At 61.6% G+C, this 17,677-nt stretch carries 13 protein-coding genes and 3 rRNA genes; 14 read left to right on the top strand and 2 right to left on the bottom strand.

All coding sequences use genetic code 11. The features are described 5' to 3' along the window. Nucleotides 1-198 precede the first annotated feature (198 nt). The 10 genes from MSM1_RS02635 (at nucleotide 199) to MSM1_RS02590 (ending at nucleotide 8,645) form a co-directional block, all read left to right on the top strand. The gene (locus MSM1_RS02635) at nucleotides 199-687 is read left to right on the top strand and encodes an ATP synthase subunit I (RefSeq protein ID WP_213440056.1); all 489 of its coding nucleotides are present in this window, start codon (nucleotides 199-201) and stop codon (nucleotides 685-687) included. Next, entirely contained in the window at nucleotides 680-1,462 is a 783-nt protein-coding gene (gene atpB, locus MSM1_RS02630; RefSeq protein ID WP_213440055.1) for a F0F1 ATP synthase subunit A, read from the top strand. The genes MSM1_RS02635 and atpB overlap by 8 nt, the downstream gene beginning before the upstream one ends. 75 nt (nucleotides 1,463-1,537) lie before the next feature. After that, a complete protein-coding gene (locus tag MSM1_RS02625; protein ID WP_163757639.1) occupies nucleotides 1,538-1,783 on the top strand; it encodes a F0F1 ATP synthase subunit C in 246 nt (81 codons plus the stop codon). 27 nt (nucleotides 1,784-1,810) lie between these two features. Next, nucleotides 1,811-2,350: a F0F1 ATP synthase subunit B gene (locus MSM1_RS02620; protein WP_213440054.1), complete on the top strand. Its 540-nt coding sequence runs from the start codon at nucleotides 1,811-1,813 to the stop codon at nucleotides 2,348-2,350. Nucleotides 2,351-2,355: 5 nt separating this feature from the next. Then, nucleotides 2,356-3,696: a F0F1 ATP synthase subunit B/delta gene (locus MSM1_RS02615; protein ID WP_213440053.1), complete on the top strand. Its 1,341-nt coding sequence runs from the start codon at nucleotides 2,356-2,358 to the stop codon at nucleotides 3,694-3,696. A 31-nt stretch (nucleotides 3,697-3,727) separates the two neighbouring features. After that, on the top strand, nucleotides 3,728-5,377 hold the full coding sequence (gene atpA, locus MSM1_RS02610; RefSeq protein ID WP_213440052.1) for a F0F1 ATP synthase subunit alpha: 1,650 nt from the start codon (nucleotides 3,728-3,730) through the stop codon (nucleotides 5,375-5,377). 6 nt (nucleotides 5,378-5,383) lie between these two features. Continuing rightward, nucleotides 5,384-6,298, top strand: a complete 915-nt coding sequence (locus tag MSM1_RS02605) for a F0F1 ATP synthase subunit gamma (protein WP_213440051.1) — start codon at nucleotides 5,384-5,386, stop codon at nucleotides 6,296-6,298. Between the two features lie 38 nt (nucleotides 6,299-6,336). Next, the gene (gene atpD / locus MSM1_RS02600) at nucleotides 6,337-7,788 is read left to right on the top strand and encodes a F0F1 ATP synthase subunit beta (protein WP_213440050.1); all 1,452 of its coding nucleotides are present in this window, start codon (nucleotides 6,337-6,339) and stop codon (nucleotides 7,786-7,788) included. Between the two features lie 30 nt (nucleotides 7,789-7,818). After that, the gene (atpC, locus tag MSM1_RS02595) at nucleotides 7,819-8,187 is read left to right on the top strand and encodes an ATP synthase F1 subunit epsilon (RefSeq protein WP_213440049.1); all 369 of its coding nucleotides are present in this window, start codon (nucleotides 7,819-7,821) and stop codon (nucleotides 8,185-8,187) included. Nucleotides 8,188-8,201: 14 nt separating this feature from the next. After that, nucleotides 8,202-8,645 carry a DUF2550 domain-containing protein gene (locus MSM1_RS02590; protein ID WP_213440048.1) on the top strand — a complete coding sequence of 148 codons (444 nt, stop codon included), beginning with the start codon at nucleotides 8,202-8,204 and terminating at the stop codon, nucleotides 8,643-8,645. 13 nt (nucleotides 8,646-8,658) lie between these two features. On the opposite strand, the gene MSM1_RS02585 is transcribed toward MSM1_RS02590, so the two are convergent. Further along, nucleotides 8,659-9,252 carry a cob(I)yrinic acid a,c-diamide adenosyltransferase gene (locus tag MSM1_RS02585; protein ID WP_213440047.1) on the bottom strand — a complete coding sequence of 198 codons (594 nt, stop codon included), beginning with the start codon at nucleotides 9,250-9,252 and terminating at the stop codon, nucleotides 8,659-8,661. Nucleotides 9,253-9,323: 71 nt separating this feature from the next. Here MSM1_RS02585 and murA point away from each other — a divergent pair, with 71 nt between their 5' ends. From murA to rrf, 4 genes are all read left to right on the top strand, one after another. After that, nucleotides 9,324-10,577, top strand: coding sequence for a UDP-N-acetylglucosamine 1-carboxyvinyltransferase (gene murA, locus MSM1_RS02580; protein WP_213440046.1), 1,254 nt, complete (start codon nucleotides 9,324-9,326; stop codon nucleotides 10,575-10,577). Between the two features lie 248 nt (nucleotides 10,578-10,825). Further along, nucleotides 10,826-12,363: ribosomal RNA gene (locus MSM1_RS02575) — 16S ribosomal RNA — on the top strand. A gap of 262 nt (nucleotides 12,364-12,625) precedes the next feature. Next, a 23S ribosomal RNA gene (locus MSM1_RS02570) occupies nucleotides 12,626-15,766 on the top strand. Between the two features lie 84 nt (nucleotides 15,767-15,850). After that, nucleotides 15,851-15,965: ribosomal RNA gene (rrf, locus tag MSM1_RS02565) — 5S ribosomal RNA — on the top strand. The 16S, 23S and 5S rRNA genes sit together here, the layout of an rRNA operon. A 78-nt stretch (nucleotides 15,966-16,043) precedes the next feature. On the opposite strand, the gene MSM1_RS02560 is transcribed toward rrf, so the two are convergent. Beyond that, the gene (locus MSM1_RS02560; protein WP_213440045.1) at nucleotides 16,044-17,648 is read right to left on the bottom strand and encodes an adenylate/guanylate cyclase domain-containing protein; all 1,605 of its coding nucleotides are present in this window, start codon (nucleotides 17,646-17,648) and stop codon (nucleotides 16,044-16,046) included. Between the last annotated feature and the right edge of the window lie 29 nt (nucleotides 17,649-17,677).

Genomic DNA, 17,677 nt, shown 5'->3' with positions numbered 1-17,677 from the left:
TACGGTGCAGGTAGAACCCGAAAAACCGCTCCGGCCTCGGCCCGCGGTCCGCTGGAAGCAAGCCCGATTGCGCCGATGGACGACCGACACAGGATGCTGTCCCTTGGGTGATTCCAGAGCCAGGAGCGCGTTCCGATACGCTCAGCGGGTCACCGATTTATCGGTCAGGCTCCATCTACCCGGGATCGAGGTACCGCAGTGACGACACCTGCGCAGGACGCGCCGTTGGTGTTGCCCTCTGCTGTCTTCCGGCCGCTTCGCCTCCTTGTCATCTGCGCCGTGCTGACCCTGACGGTCAGCATTACCGGTGGTATGTTCGGCCGCCCGATGGTGGGTGCCTTCGTTGGCATCGGGCTGTTGATGGGTTTGCTCAATGCCCTCCTGGTGCGGCGATCGGTCGCGGTGATCACGGCCGACGCGCATCCGTTGAAAAAGAAGATGGCGGTGAATTCCGCGGGACGGCTGCTGATTCTCACGGTAATTGGTTTGACGATCGCGTTTGTCTTCCGGCCGGACGGGCTCGCCGTGGTCTTCGGGATGGCGCTCTTCCAGGTGATATTGGTGGCATCGACCGTAGTGCCGGTGTGGAAGAAGCTGCGCACTTTTGGTGTGGAGTCGTCGGCGACACCGGGTCACCCGAGTCCGGGCGGCGAAGGCACTGATGGCAAAGGAACCCGCAATGAGTGAGACGATCTTGGCAGAGGCCCGAATCGAGGTCGGCGAGCATGCCACCGCCACATGGTTCGGGATGACCGTCAACGTCGATACCATTCTGTCGACCGCGATCGCCGCGGTGATCGTGATCGCGCTTGCTCTCTTCCTGCGTGCCAAAGTCACGTCGTCGGACGTGCCCAGTGGAGTGCAGTTGTTCTTCGAGGCGATCACCATCCAGATGCGGGACCAGATTGAGAGCACCATCGGCATGCGAATCGCACCGTTTGTGCTGCCGCTAGCGGTGACGATTTTCGTGTTCATCCTGGTTTCGAACTGGCTGTCGGTCCTCCCGCTGCAATACACCGACGCGGCCGGGCAAACCACCGAACTGCTCAAGCCGGCGGCGGCGGACATCAACTATGTGTTGGCGCTCACCGTGTTTGTGTTCGTCTGCTACCACCTCGCGGGAGTCTGGCGCAGTGGCATCGCCGGGTATCCCGCCAAGGTGCTGAAGGGACACGTATGGGAGACCCTGCCCAAGGCGGTTGGGGTGATATTCTCGCCGATCAACGTAGTCGAAGAGGTCGCCAAGCCGATCTCGCTGTCACTTCGACTTTTCGGCAATATCTTCGCCGGGGGGATCATGGTCGCCCTGATCGCTCTTTTCCCGCCGTATATCCTGTGGGCACCCAACGCGGTGTGGAAGGCCTTCGACTTGTTTGTCGGATTCATCCAGGCTTTCATCTTCGCGTTATTGACGATCTTGTACTTTGGCCAGTCAATGGAGCTTGAAGAAGGACACGGATAGAACGGCCAGCGGCCGGGGCACACAACAGAAAAAGAAAACTGGTAGACCTCTACCAGACACCAAGGAGGATAAGGAATGGATCCCACTATCGCTGCCGGCGCCCTCATCGGCGGTGGACTGATCTTGGGCGGCGGCGCCGTCGGCGCCGCTATCGGCGACGGTGTCGCGGGCAATGCGCTGATTTCCGGCATCGCGAGACAGCCGGAGGCCCAAGGGCGCCTGTTCACCCCATTCTTCATCACCGTGGGTCTGGTGGAGGCCATGTACTTCATCAACCTGGCGTTCATGGCGCTGTTCGTTTTCGCAACACCGGTCAAGTAATCAAGTTGTGGTGGGTGTCGCTAACTCATGAATCAGGCTCACGTGAGCGCTAGCGTTCTCGCCGTCGGTCGGGCGGTGGCGGAAGGTGGCAACAACTTCCTCATCCCCAACGGCACATTCTTCTTTGTGCTGGTTATTTTCCTGATCGTGCTCGGCGTGATCGGCACCTTCGTGGTGCCGCCGATCATGAAGGTGCTGCGGGAGCGCGAGAATATCGTCACCAAAACCCTGGCAGACAACAAGACGGCGGCCGAGCAGTTGGCCGCTGCGCAAGCCGACTACGAACGCGCGATGGGTGAGGCCCGGACTCGGGCGTCGACCTTGCGCGACGACGCCCGGGCGCAAGGCCGCAAAATCCTTGAGGACATGCGGGCGCGCGCTGAGGAACAGGTAGCGGCGACCCTGCAAAGCGCCGGTGAGCAACTGAAACGGGAGGGCGATGCGGTGGCCGCGGATCTGCGCTCGCGCGTGGAGGCGATGTCGGCGACCCTCGCCAGCCGCATCCTGGGCATCGATATCACCACAGCGACCTCGACGACGGCGATCACCAGGACGGCTGGGCGGTAACGGCCATGTCAACGTTTATCGGGCAGCTGTTCGGGTTCGCGGTTATCGTGTTCCTGGTATGGCGCTACGCCGTGCCGCCGGTACGCTCGCTGATGACGGCCCGGCAGAACGCGGTGCGCACGGAGTTGGAAGAGGCTGCTAGCGCGGCGAAACTGCTGGCCGAAGCGAGCCAGGCTCATGCCAGGGCCCTGGAAGGCGCCAAAGTTGACGCGCAGCGGGTAACCGAAGAAGCACGCCTTGACGCCGAACGCATCATCGAACAGCTCCGGGCTCAGGCCGACGCCGAGGTAGAGCGCATTAGAGTGCAGGGGGCGCGGCAGGTCGAGTTGCTTCGTGCGCAGCTGATCCGGCAGCTTCGCCAAGACCTCGGTTACGAATCGGTGCAGCGCGCAAGGGAATTGGTGCGTGAACATGTCGCTAATCCGGTGCGGCAGTCGGCCACCGTTGATCGCTTCCTCGACGAGCTGGATGCGATGGCGCCTTCGGCGGCGGACGTCAAGCATCCCGTGTTGGGTAGAATGCGCACCTCCAGTCGACAAGCGGTGACCGGTCTGCTGGAGCGATTCGACGAGATAGCGACCGGCCTCGATGACAGGGGCCTGGCCGTTTTGGCCGAGGAGCTGGCATCGGTCGCCAAACTGCTGGACGCTGAACTCGTGGTCACCCGGTATCTCATCCAGCCGAGCGAGGACGCAACCCCTCGCATCCGGTTGATCGAACGGCTGGTTTCCGGCAAAGTCGGAGACCCCGCACTCGAGCTGTTGCGGAGCGCCGTGGCGGCGCGCTGGTCGGCCGAGTCCGACCTGATCGATGCAGTGGAATACATTGCGCGGCAGGCGCTTTTGGTTCAGGCCGAACGTGCGGGTCAGGTCGACGAGGTGGAAGATCAGCTGTTCCGGTTTAGCCGCATTCTGGACGCGCAGCCCCGTCTTGCCCTCCTGCTTGGCGACTACGGCGCGCCCGCCGAAGGCCGGATCCGGCTGCTGCGCAACGTGCTGGAGAGCGCCAGCGCCGGCGTCAACTCGATCACCGTGGCGCTGCTGTCGCAGACCATCGAGCTGATACGGGGCCGGCCGGCTGAGGAGGCGGTGCTGGAGCTGGCCGAGGTGGCGGTGGCTCGCCGAGGCGAGGTCGTGGCACACGTCAGCGCGGCGGCCGAGCTCAGCGAAGCCCAGCGCACCCGTCTCAGTGGGGTATTGGGCCGTATCTACGGTCATCCGGTGACCGTGCAGCTGCAGATCGACCCGGCGCTGCTGGGGGGATTGTCGATCTGCGTCGGCGACGAGGTGATCGACGGCACGCTCTCGTCTCGTCTGACCGCCGCCGAAACCCAATTACCCGACTGAGCAATAACATCAAGCAGGAAGACGAAAAGCTATGGCAGAGTTGACAATCTCCGCGGATGAGATCCAGGGCGCGATCGAGGAATACGTTAGCTCTTTTACCTCAGATGCCACTCGCGAGGAGGTCGGCACCGTCATCGACGCCGGGGATGGCATCGCCCATATCGAGGGGTTGCCATCGGTGATGACCCAAGAGCTGCTCGAGTTCCCAGGCGGAATCCTCGGGGTAGCGCTCAACCTCGACGAGCACAGTGTCGGCGCGGTGATCCTCGGGGATTTCGAGCGAATCGAAGAAGGCCAGCAGGTTAAACGCACCGGGGAAGTGTTGTCAGTTCCAGTCGGCGATGCGTTCCTCGGCCGGGTGATCAACCCGCTCGGGCAGCCGATCGACGGCGGTGGGGACATCGACGCCCAGACCCGGCGCGCACTGGAGGTCCAGGCGCCGTCGGTGGTACAGCGTCAAGGTGTTAAAGAACCCCTGCAGACCGGCATCAAAGCCATCGATTCGATGACGCCGATCGGTCGCGGGCAGCGGCAGCTGATCATCGGCGACCGCAAGACGGGCAAGACCGCGGTCTGCGTGGACACCATCCTCAATCAGCGGAAGAACTGGGAGAGTGGGGATCCCAAGCTGCAGGTCCGGTGTGTGTACGTCGCGATCGGGCAGAAGGGCACCACGATCGCTGCGGTGCGCCGGGCTTTGGAAGAGGGTGGTGCTATGGACTACACCACCATCGTTGCCGCCCCCGCATCGGAATCCGCCGGTTTCAAATGGCTTGCTCCCTATACCGGTTCGGCGATCGGCCAGCATTGGATGTATGAGGGCAAACATGTGCTGATCGTCTTTGACGACCTGACCAAGCAGGCGGAGGCCTACCGTGCGATTTCGCTGTTGCTGCGGCGTCCCCCCGGCCGGGAAGCCTATCCCGGCGACGTGTTCTACCTACACTCGCGTTTGCTGGAGCGCTGCGCGAAGCTTTCCGACGAGCTCGGTGGTGGTTCGCTCACCGGGTTGCCGATCATTGAGACCAAGGCCAACGACATCTCCGCTTACATCCCCACCAACGTGATCTCCATCACCGATGGCCAGTGTTTCTTGGAGACCGATCTGTTCAACCAGGGCGTGCGCCCGGCGATCAACGTCGGGGTGTCGGTGTCCAGGGTGGGCGGTAACGCGCAAATCAAGGCTATGAAAGACGTCGCAGGGTCGCTGCGCCTGGATCTCTCGCAGTATCGCGAACTAGAAGCCTTCGCCGCCTTCGCTTCCGATCTAGACGCCACGTCAAAAGCGCAGTTGGAGCGTGGCGCTAGGCTGGTCGAGCTGCTCAAGCAACCTCAGTTCCAGCCGATGCCCGTCGAGGAGCAGGTGGTGTCGATCTTTTTGGGCACCGCCGGCCATCTGGACTCGGTGCCCATCGAAGATGTCCGCCGCTTCGAAACAGAGTTCCTGGACCACATGCGCGCCTCTGAACAGGACATCTTTGCGGAGCTCAGGGAATCGCAGAAGCTCACCGAAGAGCTCAGCGACAGGCTGGCCAAGGCGGTTAATCACTTCAAGAAAGGGTTTGCTCCCACGGCCGGTGGCTCCGTAGTCCCCGACGAGCACGTGGAAGCCCTTGACGAAGAAAAGCTGGGCAAAGAAGCGGTGCAGGTCCGCAAGCCGCTGCCACCGAAGAAGAAGTAGTCGACCATGGCTGCCACACTTCGCGAATTGCGGGGACGGATCCGCTCCGCTGGTTCGATCAAGAAGATCACCAAGGCCCAAGAGCTGATCGCAACGTCACGTATCGCCAGGGCGCAGGCCCGGCTCGCGGCCGCCAGGCCCTATGCGTTTGAGATCACTCGCATGCTTACCACTCTGGCTGCCGAATCCGCGCTGGACCATCCGTTGCTGGTCGAGCGTCCTGAGCCGAAACGGGCAGGCGTTCTGGTGGTGTCGTCCGACCGTGGTCTGTGCGGTGCCTATAACGCCAATATTTTCCGCCGCGCCGAGGAGCTGTTCTCTTTGCTGCGGGAGGAAGGCAAGACGCCGGTACTGTATGTGGTGGGTCGTAAAGCGTTGAGCTACTATAGTTTCCGGAATTGGAACATTACCGAGTCGTGGGCGGGGTTCTCTGAGCAACCTCACTACGAGAATGCCACTGCGATCGCGTCGACTCTGGTGGAGACGTTCATGGCCGGAGCTGACGGTGGCCCAGGGGCCGATGGTTCCGTCGGGGTCGATGAGTTGCACATCGTGTACACCGAATTCAAATCGATGTTGTCGCAGTCTGCGGAAGCTCGCCGGATCGCCCCGATGGTGGTGGAATATGTGCAGGAGGAGATTGGTCCACGCACGCTGTACTCTTTCGAACCGGACGCCACCACGCTCTTTGAGTCGCTGCTGCCGCGGTATCTGACCACGCGGGTCTATGCGGCGCTATTAGAATCTGCGGCATCGGAATTGGCATCGCGTCAACGAGCGATGAAGTCGGCTACTGACAATGCCGACGACCTCATCAAAGCCTTGACGCTGGAAGCCAACCGCGAGCGGCAAGCCCAGATCACTCAGGAAATCAGCGAGATCGTCGGCGGCGCGAACGCGCTCGCCGAGGCCACGAAGTGAGCTCTTATCAATAGTCCCCACGAGGAAGCGCAGAAGATATGACTACTACCGCTGAAAAGATTACAAAATCGCAAGGCACGAGCGCCAATGGCCGTGTGGTTCGGGTAACCGGGCCTGTGGTCGATGTCGAATTCCCCCGGGGTTCGATACCCGAGCTGTTCAACGCGCTGCACGTCGATGTCACCTTCGAATCGCTGGCTAAAACTTTGACGTTGGAGGTTGCGCAGCACCTCGGCGACCACCTAGTGCGCTGCATTTCTATGCAGCCCACCGACGGCCTGGTGCGTGGCGTCGAGGTGATCGATACGGGCGGCCCTATTTCGGTCCCGGTCGGTGAAGGTGTCAAGGGCCACGTCTTCAACGTGCTGGGTGATTGCCTAGATGAGCCGGGATACGGAAAAGACTTCGAGCGCTGGTCTATTCACCGTAAGCCGCCCTCTTTCGAGGATCTTGAGCCCCGCACGGAAATGCTCGAGACCGGCTTGAAGGTCATCGACCTGCTGACCCCGTATGTGCGGGGCGGCAAGATCGCGCTGTTCGGTGGTGCCGGGGTGGGGAAGACGGTGTTGATACAGGAGATGATCAACCGCATTGCCCGCAACTTCGGTGGCACCTCGGTATTTGCCGGTGTCGGCGAGCGCACCCGCGAGGGCAATGACCTCTGGGTGGAGCTGAGAGAAGCCAACGTCCTCAAGGACACCGCCCTGGTTTTCGGCCAAATGGACGAGCCACCCGGCACTCGCATGCGGGTGGGGCTGTCAGCGCTCACCATGGCCGAATGGTTTCGCGACGAGCAGGGCCAGGATGTCCTGTTGTTCATCGACAACATCTTCCGGTTCACCCAGGCCGGTTCGGAGGTGTCGACGCTGTTGGGCCGCATGCCCTCTGCGGTGGGGTATCAGCCCACACTGGCCGACGAGATGGGTGAGCTGCAGGAGCGTATCACCTCGACTCGCGGCCGTTCGATTACGTCGATGCAAGCGGTCTACGTGCCAGCCGACGACTACACCGACCCGGCGCCGGCGACCACGTTCGCACACCTGGACGCGACTACCGAACTGTCCCGCGCGGTGTTCTCTAAGGGTATCTTCCCGGCTGTAGATCCGTTGGCATCGAGCTCGACCATCCTTGATCCCAGCATCGTGGGCGACGAGCACTATCGCGTCGCACAGGAAGTCATTCGGATCTTGCAGCGTTACAAGGATTTACAGGACATCATCGCCATCTTGGGCATCGACGAGCTGTCTGAAGAGGACAAGCAGCTGGTCAACCGGGCTCGTCGCATTGAGCGGTTCCTCTCGCAGAATATGATGGCGGCTGAGCAGTTCACTGGCCAGCCGGGTTCGACCGTCCCCGTGAAAGAGACCATCGAGGCGTTCGATCGGTTGTGCAAGGGCGATTTCGATCACGTTCCTGAACAGGCGTTCTTCCTGATCGGTGGCCTTGACGACTTGGCTAAGAAGGCTAGGAGTTTTGGCGTCAAGCTGTGATGTCGCGAGGGGCAAAGGTGGTGTGTGGGCATGGCTGAAATGGACGTCGACATCGTCGACGTCGACCGGAAGATGTGGTCGGGTAAGGCTACGTTCATTTTCACTCGCACCACCGTCGGTGAGATCGGCATCATGCCTCGCCATATCCCGTTGGTGGCTCAACTGGTCGAAGATGCCATGGTTCGCGTTGAGCGCGCAGAGCAGGAAGACTTGCGCATCGCAACGCATGGCGGATATTTGACGGTAACCGAAGACGGCGGTGTCACCATCCTTGCCGAATCAGCGGAATTCGCGTCGGAGATCGATGAGGCTACCGCCAGGCATGACGCCCAGTCCGGGGACCCTAGGATCGCGGCCCGGGGGCGGGCGAGGTTACGCGCCTTGGGCGTGCTCGACTAAGCAGGCCGTGGCCGGTGAGCGCGCCCATGATCGCGGTGGTCGTGCTGGCCGCTGTGTTGCTGCTGATTGTCGTTGCGCTGAGCTATCGGTTGTGGAAGTTGCGTCAGGGCGGAACCGCGGCGATCATGCGGGACATCCCCGCGGCCGCGGGCCAGGGGTGGCGGCACGGCGTCGTTCGTTATCAGGGCGGAGAGGCCGCGTTCTATCGGCTTTCCAGTGTCCGTTTGTGGCCCGATCGTCGGCTTAGCAGACGGGGAGTCGAAGTTGTTTCGCGGCGATCGCCGCGCGGCGACGAGTTTGACATCATGACCGAGGAGATCGTGGTTTTGGAGCTGCGCGACACCACGCAGGTTCACCGGCGCGGTTATGAGCTCGCGTTGGACCGGGGTGCGTTGACCGCGTTTTTGTCATGGCTGGAATCCCGGCCGTCGCCGCGCGCACGCAGGCGCAGCCCGTGATCGGTTGCCGTATTCAGCTCTCGGGCCGCGCTGTCTGAGTGCCACCGCCTGGTTTCCAGAGTACGTCGCCGCCCGGGTTGGCCCGCCGCGCCAGGATGAACAGCAGATCCGAGAGCCGATTCAGATACTTTGCGGGCATTGCACTTACACTCTCCGGGTAGGCTTCGGCCGCGGCCCACGCAGAGCGCTCGGCGCGACGAACAATGGTGCGGGCGAGGTGGAGCAGGGCTGAGAGCGAGGAACCACCAGGCAGAACGAAAGAATTCAGTGCAGGCAAATCGGCGTTGTGTTCGTCACACCATTTCTCTAGCCGTTCGATGTAGCGTTGGGTGATTCGCAGGGGCGGATACTTCGGACTCTTGACGATCGGAGTGGACAGGTCCGCGCCGGCGTCGAACAGGTCATTCTGGATGCGCTGGAGTACATCCCTGAGGTGCTGGTCAGGATTTCCAAGCGCGAGCGCAAGGCCGATTGCCGCATTCGCCTCGTCGCAGTCCGCATACGCCACCAACCGGACGTCGGTCTTGGCGACCCGCGAGAAATCGCTCAAGCCGGTGGTGCCGTCGTCCCCGGTACGCGTATAGATGCGCGTCAGGTGAACAGCCATACGTCAAACGGTACCGGGCCAGCGACTGGGCTGACTGACAGGGGCGGCACCGTCTCGCTAAACTAACCCGAGTGGCTGAGCGGTTCGTGGTTACTGGCGGCAATCGGTTGTCGGGCGAGGTTGCTGTCGGCGGTGCCAAGAACAGCGTGCTGAAGCTGATGGCCGCGGCCTTGCTGGCCGAGGGTACCAGCACGATCACCAACTGCCCCGACATCCTCGACGTCCCGTTGATGGCGGAGGTACTGCGTGGGCTCGGCGCTCACGTAGAACTCGCCGGCGACACGGTCCGAATCACCTCGCCGGACGAACCCAAGTACGATGCCGACTTCGCTGCGGTGCGGCAGTTTCGCGCCTCGGTGTGCGTGCTGGGACCGTTGGTCGCCCGATGCAAACGGGCCAGGGTTGCTCTGCCCGGTGGCGATGCGATCGGCTCACGCCCGCTGGACATGCACCAGGCTGGCCTGCGTCAACTGGGTGCAGACTGCAATATTGAGCATGGATGCGTTGTGGCTCAGGCGGATACCCTGCGCGGTACCGAGATTCAACTTGAGTTCCCATCGGTGGGAGCTACTGAGAACATCCTAATGGCAGCCGTCCTGGCTGAGGGCGTTACCACCATTCACAACGCGGCTCGCGAACCTGACGTGGTCGATCTCTGCACGATGCTCAACCAGATGGGCGCGAAGGTCGAAGGCGCGGGTTCACCGACGATGACGATAACCGGCGTGCCGCGGCTATATCCGACCGAGCACCGCGTGATCGGCGACCGCATCGTGGCTGCCACCTGGGGCATCGCTGCGGTGATGACCCGCGGCGACATCACGGTGACCGGGGTTGATCCGGCTCACCTGCAGGTGGTGCTGCACAAGCTGCACGACGCCGGCGCCACCGTCACGCAAACTGCGGACAGCTTCCGGGTCACGCAGTACGAGCGGCCGAAGGCGGTCAATGTCGCGACATTGCCGTTTCCTGGGTTCCCCACCGATCTGCAGCCGATGGCGATCGCTTTGGCCTCGATCGCGGACGGAACATCCATGATCACCGAAAACGTGTTCGAAGCACGGTTCCGATTCGTCGAGGAGATGATCCGCCTAGGCGCCGACGCCCGCACCGACGGGCACCACGCCGTCGTGCGTGGCTTGCCGCAACTCTCGAGCGCGCCGGTGTGGAGTTCGGACATCCGGGCGGGTGCTGGCCTGGTGCTGGCGGGGCTCGTTGCCGACGGCGACACAGAGGTACACGACGTCTTCCACATTGATCGCGGCTATCCGCTCTTCGTGGAAAACCTCACCAGCCTGGGTGCCGAGATTGAGCGGGTAGAGTAAAAGCGAGTTACACCGCGCCCTGCTTCTCTGGAGCGGAGTGAAGTTGACGTTCCTGATACCGCGGAGTATAGTAACAGGGTTGCCCGCTGAAGGGTGTTGTTTGAGAACTCAATAGTGTGTTGATGGTGTTGTTTGTTGTTGTTTTTGCCGCATCCTGATGGCCCCGTGTTGGGGTGTGGTGTTTTTGTCGGGATTTCTCCTGATCAGTACCTCGTATTTGGCTTCCTTGTGTAAAGGGAGTGGGGTTTTGTGTGGAGAGTTTGATCCTGGCTCAGGACGAACGCTGGCGGCGTGCTTAACACATGCAAGTCGAACGGAAAGGCCTTTTCGGAGGCACTCGAGTGGCGAACGGGTGAGTAACACGTGGGTGACCTGCCCCGCACTTTGGGATAAGCCCGGGAAACTGGGTCTAATACCGGATAGGACCATGGCATGCATGTGCTGTGGTGGAAAGCGCGAGGTAGCGGTGTGGGATGGGCCCGCGGCCTATCAGCTTGTTGGTGGGGTGATGGCCTACCAAGGCGACGACGGGTAGCCGGCCTGAGAGGGTGTCCGGCCACACTGGGACTGAGATACGGCCCAGACTCCTACGGGAGGCAGCAGTGGGGAATATTGCACAATGGGCGCAAGCCTGATGCAGCGACGCCGCGTGGGGGATGACGGCCTTCGGGTTGTAAACCTCTTTCAGCCTCGACGAAGCCGCGGGGTGTCCCGTGGTGACGGTAGGGGCAGAAGAAGCACCGGCCAACTACGTGCCAGCAGCCGCGGTAATACGTAGGGTGCAAGCGTTGTCCGGAATTACTGGGCGTAAAGAGCTCGTAGGCGGTCTGTCGCGTTGTTCGTGGAATTCCACAGCTTAACTGTGGGCGTGCGGGCGATACGGGCAGACTGGAGTGCTGCAGGGGAGACTGGAATTCCTGGTGTAGCGGTGGAATGCGCAGATATCAGGAGGAACACCGGTGGCGAAGGCGGGTCTCTGGGCAGTAACTGACGCTGAGGAGCGAAAGCGTGGGGAGCGAACAGGATTAGATACCCTGGTAGTCCACGCCGTAAACGGTGGGTACTAGGTGTGGGTTCTTTCCTGAAGGATCCGTGCCGTAGCTAACGCATTAAGTACCCCGCCTGGGGAGTACGGCCGCAAGGCTAAAACTCAAAGGAATTGACGGGGGCCCGCACAAGCGGCGGAGCATGTGGATTAATTCGATGCAACGCGAAGAACCTTACCTGGGTTTGACATGCGCAGGACGGCGCTAGAGATAGCGCTTCCCTTGTGGCCTGTGTGCAGGTGGTGCATGGCTGTCGTCAGCTCGTGTCGTGAGATGTTGGGTTAAGTCCCGCAACGAGCGCAACCCTCGTCCCATGTTGCCAGCACGTGATGGTGGGGACTCATGGGAGACTGCCGGGGTCAACTCGGAGGAAGGTGGGGATGACGTCAAGTCATCATGCCCCTTATGCCCAGGGCTTCACACATGCTACAATGGCCGGTACAAAGGGTGGCGATGCCGTAAGGCTCAGCGAATCCTTTAAAGCCGGTCTCAGTTCGGATCGGGGTCTGCAACTCGACCCCGTGAAGTCGGAGTCGCTAGTAATCGCAGATCAGCAATGCTGCGGTGAATACGTTCCCGGGCCTTGTACACACCGCCCGTCACGTCATGAAAGTCGGTAACACCCGAAGCCGCTGGCCTAACCCCGGTTGGGGAGGGAGGCGTCGAAGGTGGGATCGGCGATTGGGACGAAGTCGTAACAAGGTAGCCGTACCGGAAGGTGCGGCTGGATCACCTCCTTTCTAAGGAGCGCCGCCCGGCCCCCCTGGGGGGCCGGGAAGCACCCGGTGCGCTGGGGGGCGCCGGGGCGGATGCGCGACAAGCACGTGAGCCGCTGCGGGGCGTGGCGGGCTTACCCATCGGCACACTGTTGGGTTTTGAGGCAACACCCGCCGGTGTTGTCGCCTCACCGTGGTGGTGGGGTGTGGTGTTTGATAGCTGGATAGTGGTTGCGAGCATCTATAAGGCGCGAAAGCGTGTTTTGTGCCTTGGTGTTGTGTGTGAATGTAAGTGTGTAAGGGCACATGGTGGATGCCTTGGCATTGGGAGCCGATGAAGGACGTGGGAGGCTGCGATAAGCCTCGGGGAGCTGTCAACCGAGCAGGGATCCGAGGATGTCCGAATGGGGTAACCCGGCACGAGTGATGTCGTGTCACCCGCATCTGAATCTATAGGGTGCGGGGGGAAACGCGGGGAAGTGAAACATCTCAGTACCCGCAGGAAAAGAAAACAACAGGTGATTCCGTCAGTAGTGGCGAGCGAACGCGGAGGAGGCTAAACCGTGCGCATGTGATACCCGGCGGGGGTTGTGCGCGCGGTGTTGTGGGGCGTTGTCCGTCTCGGGTCCGCCGGCCCGGGCGGGAGTGAAAAACCGTGGTGTTAGCCGAAGTGGCCTGGGATGGCCCGCCGTAGACGGTGAGAGCCCGGTAGGCGAAAACATCACGGCTTCCGAGGAGGCGTTCCCGAGTAGCAGCGGGCCCGTGGAATCCGCTGCGAATCGGCCGGGACCACCCGGTAAGCCTAAATACTTCCCAATGACCGATAGCGGACAAGTACCGTGAGGGAATGGTGAAAAGCACCCCGGGAGGGGAGTGAAAAAGTACCTGAAACCGTGTGCCTACAATCCGTCAAAGCCCACAGTCCGCCCGCAAGGGTCAGGACGGGTGATGGCGTGCCTTTTGAAGAATGAGCCTGCGAGTCACCGACATGTCGCGAGGTTAACCCGGGTGGGGTAGCCGCAGCGAAAGCGAGTCTAAACAGGGCGTATCACGCGTAGGCGTGTGCAGTGGCATGTCGTGGACCCGAAGCGGGGTGATCTACCCATGGCCAGGGTGAAGCGCGGGTAAGACCGCGTGAAGGCCCGAACCCACTTAGGTTGAAGACTGAGGGGATGAGCTGTGGGTAGGGGTGAAAGGCCAATCAAACTCCGTGATAGCTGGTTCTCCCCGAAATGCATTTAGGTGCAGCGTCGCGTGGTTCACCGCGGAGGTAGAGCTACTGGATGGCCGATGGGCCCGACCAGGTTACTGACGTCAGCCAAACTCCGAATGCCGCGGTGTCAAGCGTGGCAGTAAGACGGCGAGGGATAAGCTTCGCGCGTCGAAAGGGAAACAGCCCAGATCGCCGGCTAAGGCCCCCAAGCGTGTGCTAAGTGGGAAAGGATGTGTGATCGCAAAGACAACCAGGAGGTTGGCTTAGAAGCAGCCACCCTTGAAAGAGTGCGTAATAGCTCACTGGTCAAGTGATTGCGCGCCGATAATGTAGCGGGGCTCAAGCACACCGCCGAAGCCGCGGCAGACCCACGCGTTACGCGTGGGTCTGGGTAGGGGAGCGTCCCCTGACCGGGGAAGCACAGGAGTGATCGTGTGTGAAGGTCAGGGGAGTGCGAATGCAGGCATGAGTAGCGATAAGGCAAGTGAGAACCTTGCCCGCCGAAAGACCAAGGGTTCCTGGGCCAGGCCAGTCCGCCCAGGGTGAGTCGGGACCTAAGGCGAGGCCGACAGGCGTAGTCGATGGACAACGGGTTGATATTCCCGTACCCGTGTGCGCGCGCCCATACCGAATCAGATCCGCTAACCACCCAAACGGTGGCTCACCGGCGCCTTTCGGGGCGCTGGGGGCCGCCCGCTGCGTGGGACCCGCTCTGCTAGTAGGTAAGCGATGGGGTGACGCAGCAAGGTAGCCGTACCAGTCAGTGGTAACACTGGGGTAAACCCGCGGGGAGGCGCCCAGGCAAATCCGGGCGCCAGCACTCCCGAGAGGTGATGCATAGCCGTCGAGGCGAATTCGGTGACCCTCTACTGCCAAGAAAAGCCTCTAGCGAGCGCACACACGGCCCGTACCCCAAACCGACACAGGTGGTCAGGTAGAGAATACCAAGGCGTGCGAGTCAACTATGGTTAAGGAACTCGGCAAAATGCCCCCGTAACCTCGGGAGAAGGGGGACCCCCACACCGTGAACCCACCCGCTGGGGGCAGCGGCAGGGGGTGGCACAAACCAGGGAGAAGCGACTGTTTACTAAAAACACAGGTCCGTGCGAAGTCGCAAGACGAGGTATACGGACTGACGCCTGCCCGGTGCTGGAAGGTTAAGAGGACCCGTCAACCCCCCTCGGGGGGTGAAGCGGAGAATTCAAGCCCCAGTAAACGGCGGTGGTAACTATAACCATCCTAAGGTAGCGAAATTCCTTGTCGGGTAAGTTCCGACCTGCACGAATGGCGTAACGACTTCTCCACTGTCTCAACCATAGACTCGGCGAAATTGCACTACGAGTAAAGATGCTCGTTACGCGCGGCAGGACGAAAAGACCCCGGGACCTTTACTACAACTTGGTATTGGCGTTCGATACGGTTTGTGTAGGATAGGTGGGAGACTGTGAAGCACAAACGCCAGTTTGTGTGGAGTCGTCGTTGAAATACCACTCTGATCGTATTGGGCATCTAACCTCGAACCCTGGCATCGGGTTCAGGGACAGTGCCTGGCGGGTAGTTTAACTGGGGCGGTTGCCTCCCAAAACGTAACGGAGGCGCCCAAAGGTTCCCTCAACCTGGACGGCAATCAGGTGGCGAGTGCAAGTGCACAAGGGAGCTTGACTGCAAGACCCACACGTCAAGCAGGGACGAAAGTCGGGACTAGTGATCCGGCACCCCCGAGTGGAAGGGGTGTCGCTCAACGGATAAAAGGTACCCCGGGGATAACAGGCTGATCTTCCCCAAGAGTCCATATCGACGGGATGGTTTGGCACCTCGATGTCGGCTCGTCGCATCCTGGGGCTGGAGCAGGTCCCAAGGGTTGGGCTGTTCGCCCATTAAAGCGGCACGCGAGCTGGGTTTAGAACGTCGTGAGACAGTTCGGTCTCTATCCGCCGCGCGCGTTAGAAGCCTGAGGAAACCTGTCCCTAGTACGAGAGGACCGGGACGGACGAACCTCTGGTGCACCAGTTGTCCCGCCAGGGGCACCGCTGGATAGCCACGTTCGGCAAGGATAACCGCTGAAAGCATCTAAGCGGGAAACCCCCTCCAAGACCAGGCTTCTCACCCACACAGGGATAAGGCCCCCCGCAGACCACGGGATCAATAGACCAGACCTGCACACCCCGCAAGGGGCTTAGGGAACTGGCACTAACCGGCCGAAAACTTACCCACACACACCCAACCACACCAGCACAACCCACACCCCACCACACACCCACCACACCACCACAACAAAAAGAAAAGAACACAAAAAGTTACGGCGGTCCATAGCGGCTGGGAAACGCCCGGACCCATCCCGAACCCGGAAGCTAAGCCAGCCAGCGCCGATGATACTACCCAGCACGGGTGGAAAAGTAGGACACCGCCGAACACCCCACAACACCCCCCACCCCACACGGCGTGCGGGGGTGTTTTCATCGGCTAGCCACCCTCCGCCCTAAAGGTGATGTTAAACGGGCGTGGCAATCCGGATCGGCTCGTCGTGTCCCCGCAGCGTCACCGCGTCGCCCAAAACCCAATGTGGGCGCTCGCTTGCGCCCGCATTGCAGACCGTGGCCGACGATGCGAGCAGCCGGGTGCGGTGCGATTTTGCCAGCTCGCAAAGCCGTGCAGCCTCGTGGACCGGTTCGCCGATCACGGTGTATTCGAACCGTTCCTTGGTGCCGACGTTTCCGGCGACCACCTTCCCCGAGGCCACCCCGATGCCGGCCTCGCACTCGGGCACTTCGATGCTCAGGCGACGAGCGATGGCGCGCGCGGCTGCCAGTGCTGCGTCCTCGGGGTGCTCAAGGCGATTCGGAGCGCCGAAAACCGCCAACACGGCGTCGCCCTCGAACTTGTTGACCAGTCCGCAATGACGGTCCACTTCGTCGACGATTACCGCGAAAAACCGGTTGAGCAGCTGAACAATCTCTGTGGCGGGCCGGCCGGTCACAAGCTGTGTTGATCCGATGATGTCGACGAAAACCACTGTGACATGGCGTTCTTCGCCACCGAGTTTCGGCGGTTCGCGTTCTGCTGCCGCAGCGACTTCGCGTCCGACGTGACGGCCGAACAAGTCGCGCACCCGTTCCCGCTCGCGTAGGCCGTCGACCATCGCGTTGAACCCGCGCTGCAGCTCGCCAAGTTCGGTGCCGTCGAACACGATCAAATCACCACGTAGATCTCCCTGTTCGACCCGCTTGAGGGCCGACCGCACCACCCGCACTGGCGTCGCGATCAGCCACGACAGGATCCACATCAGGATGGATCCGAAGATCAGGGTCGTCGTCGAAATGATCAGCACTGCGACCGCGAACTGGGTCTCGGTCAAATTGCGCAGCGACAGTACGAAAATCGCGGTGACGGCGATGCCGATGACGGGCACACCGGAGCCGAGCAGCCATACCGTCATGATCCGGCCCATGATGCCCGTCGCGAGACGCTGCGGCGGAGGTCCTGCCTCCAGGGCTTGGGCTGCCACCGGACGCAAAGCGAACTCGGTTAACAGGTAGCAGCCGGTGGCGACCAGTACGCCGCAAAAGCTCACCGAGAACAGGAACTGCGGGATGAACCCACTGTTGACCAGGCCGTAGAGGGTCGTCAAAAACGCCGTACCGACCCCCCACAGGACGAGGTGCACCGTCGCCACCCGCCACGGGGCCAGGAAGGTGTTGCGCTCATCGGTGCGGGTGGGTTGGCGTTCCTCGATCGCCCACCGCAGTGCCGTCACGGTTCGGCGGGTGATCCAGTAGGTGCCGACCGCCAGCACGATTACCAGCCAAAGTGGGACAACCGCGAAAGTAAGCCACGCCGGGGCGTCGCTGACCACACTGGGCACCGGGAAAGCCACCGTTACCAGCAATAGTGCGACACCGATCCCAATCAGGTTCGCAGCCAGGATGAAGACGGTGAGGATGATCTGAATGCGCACCCGGCGCCGGCGCTGGCTTTCCGACACCCGGCCCAGCAGCCAGGAGCCGTAGGCGGGGGTTTCCGAGAGTCGGCCGCTTTGGTGGGTCAGCGCCTCAAGGACCCGGCCCAGGCGTTGGGCGACCGTCTTCTTGGCCGTCATGGTGGCGCCAGCTTAATTTGTTCCCGCTT

The organism is Mycobacterium sp. SM1 (genome assembly GCF_018361265.1).
Lineage (GTDB): Bacteria > Actinomycetota > Actinomycetes > Mycobacteriales > Mycobacteriaceae > Mycobacterium.
The sequence above is the reverse complement of the archived record's forward strand: the minus strand, read 5'-3'. Positions and strand labels throughout refer to the sequence as shown.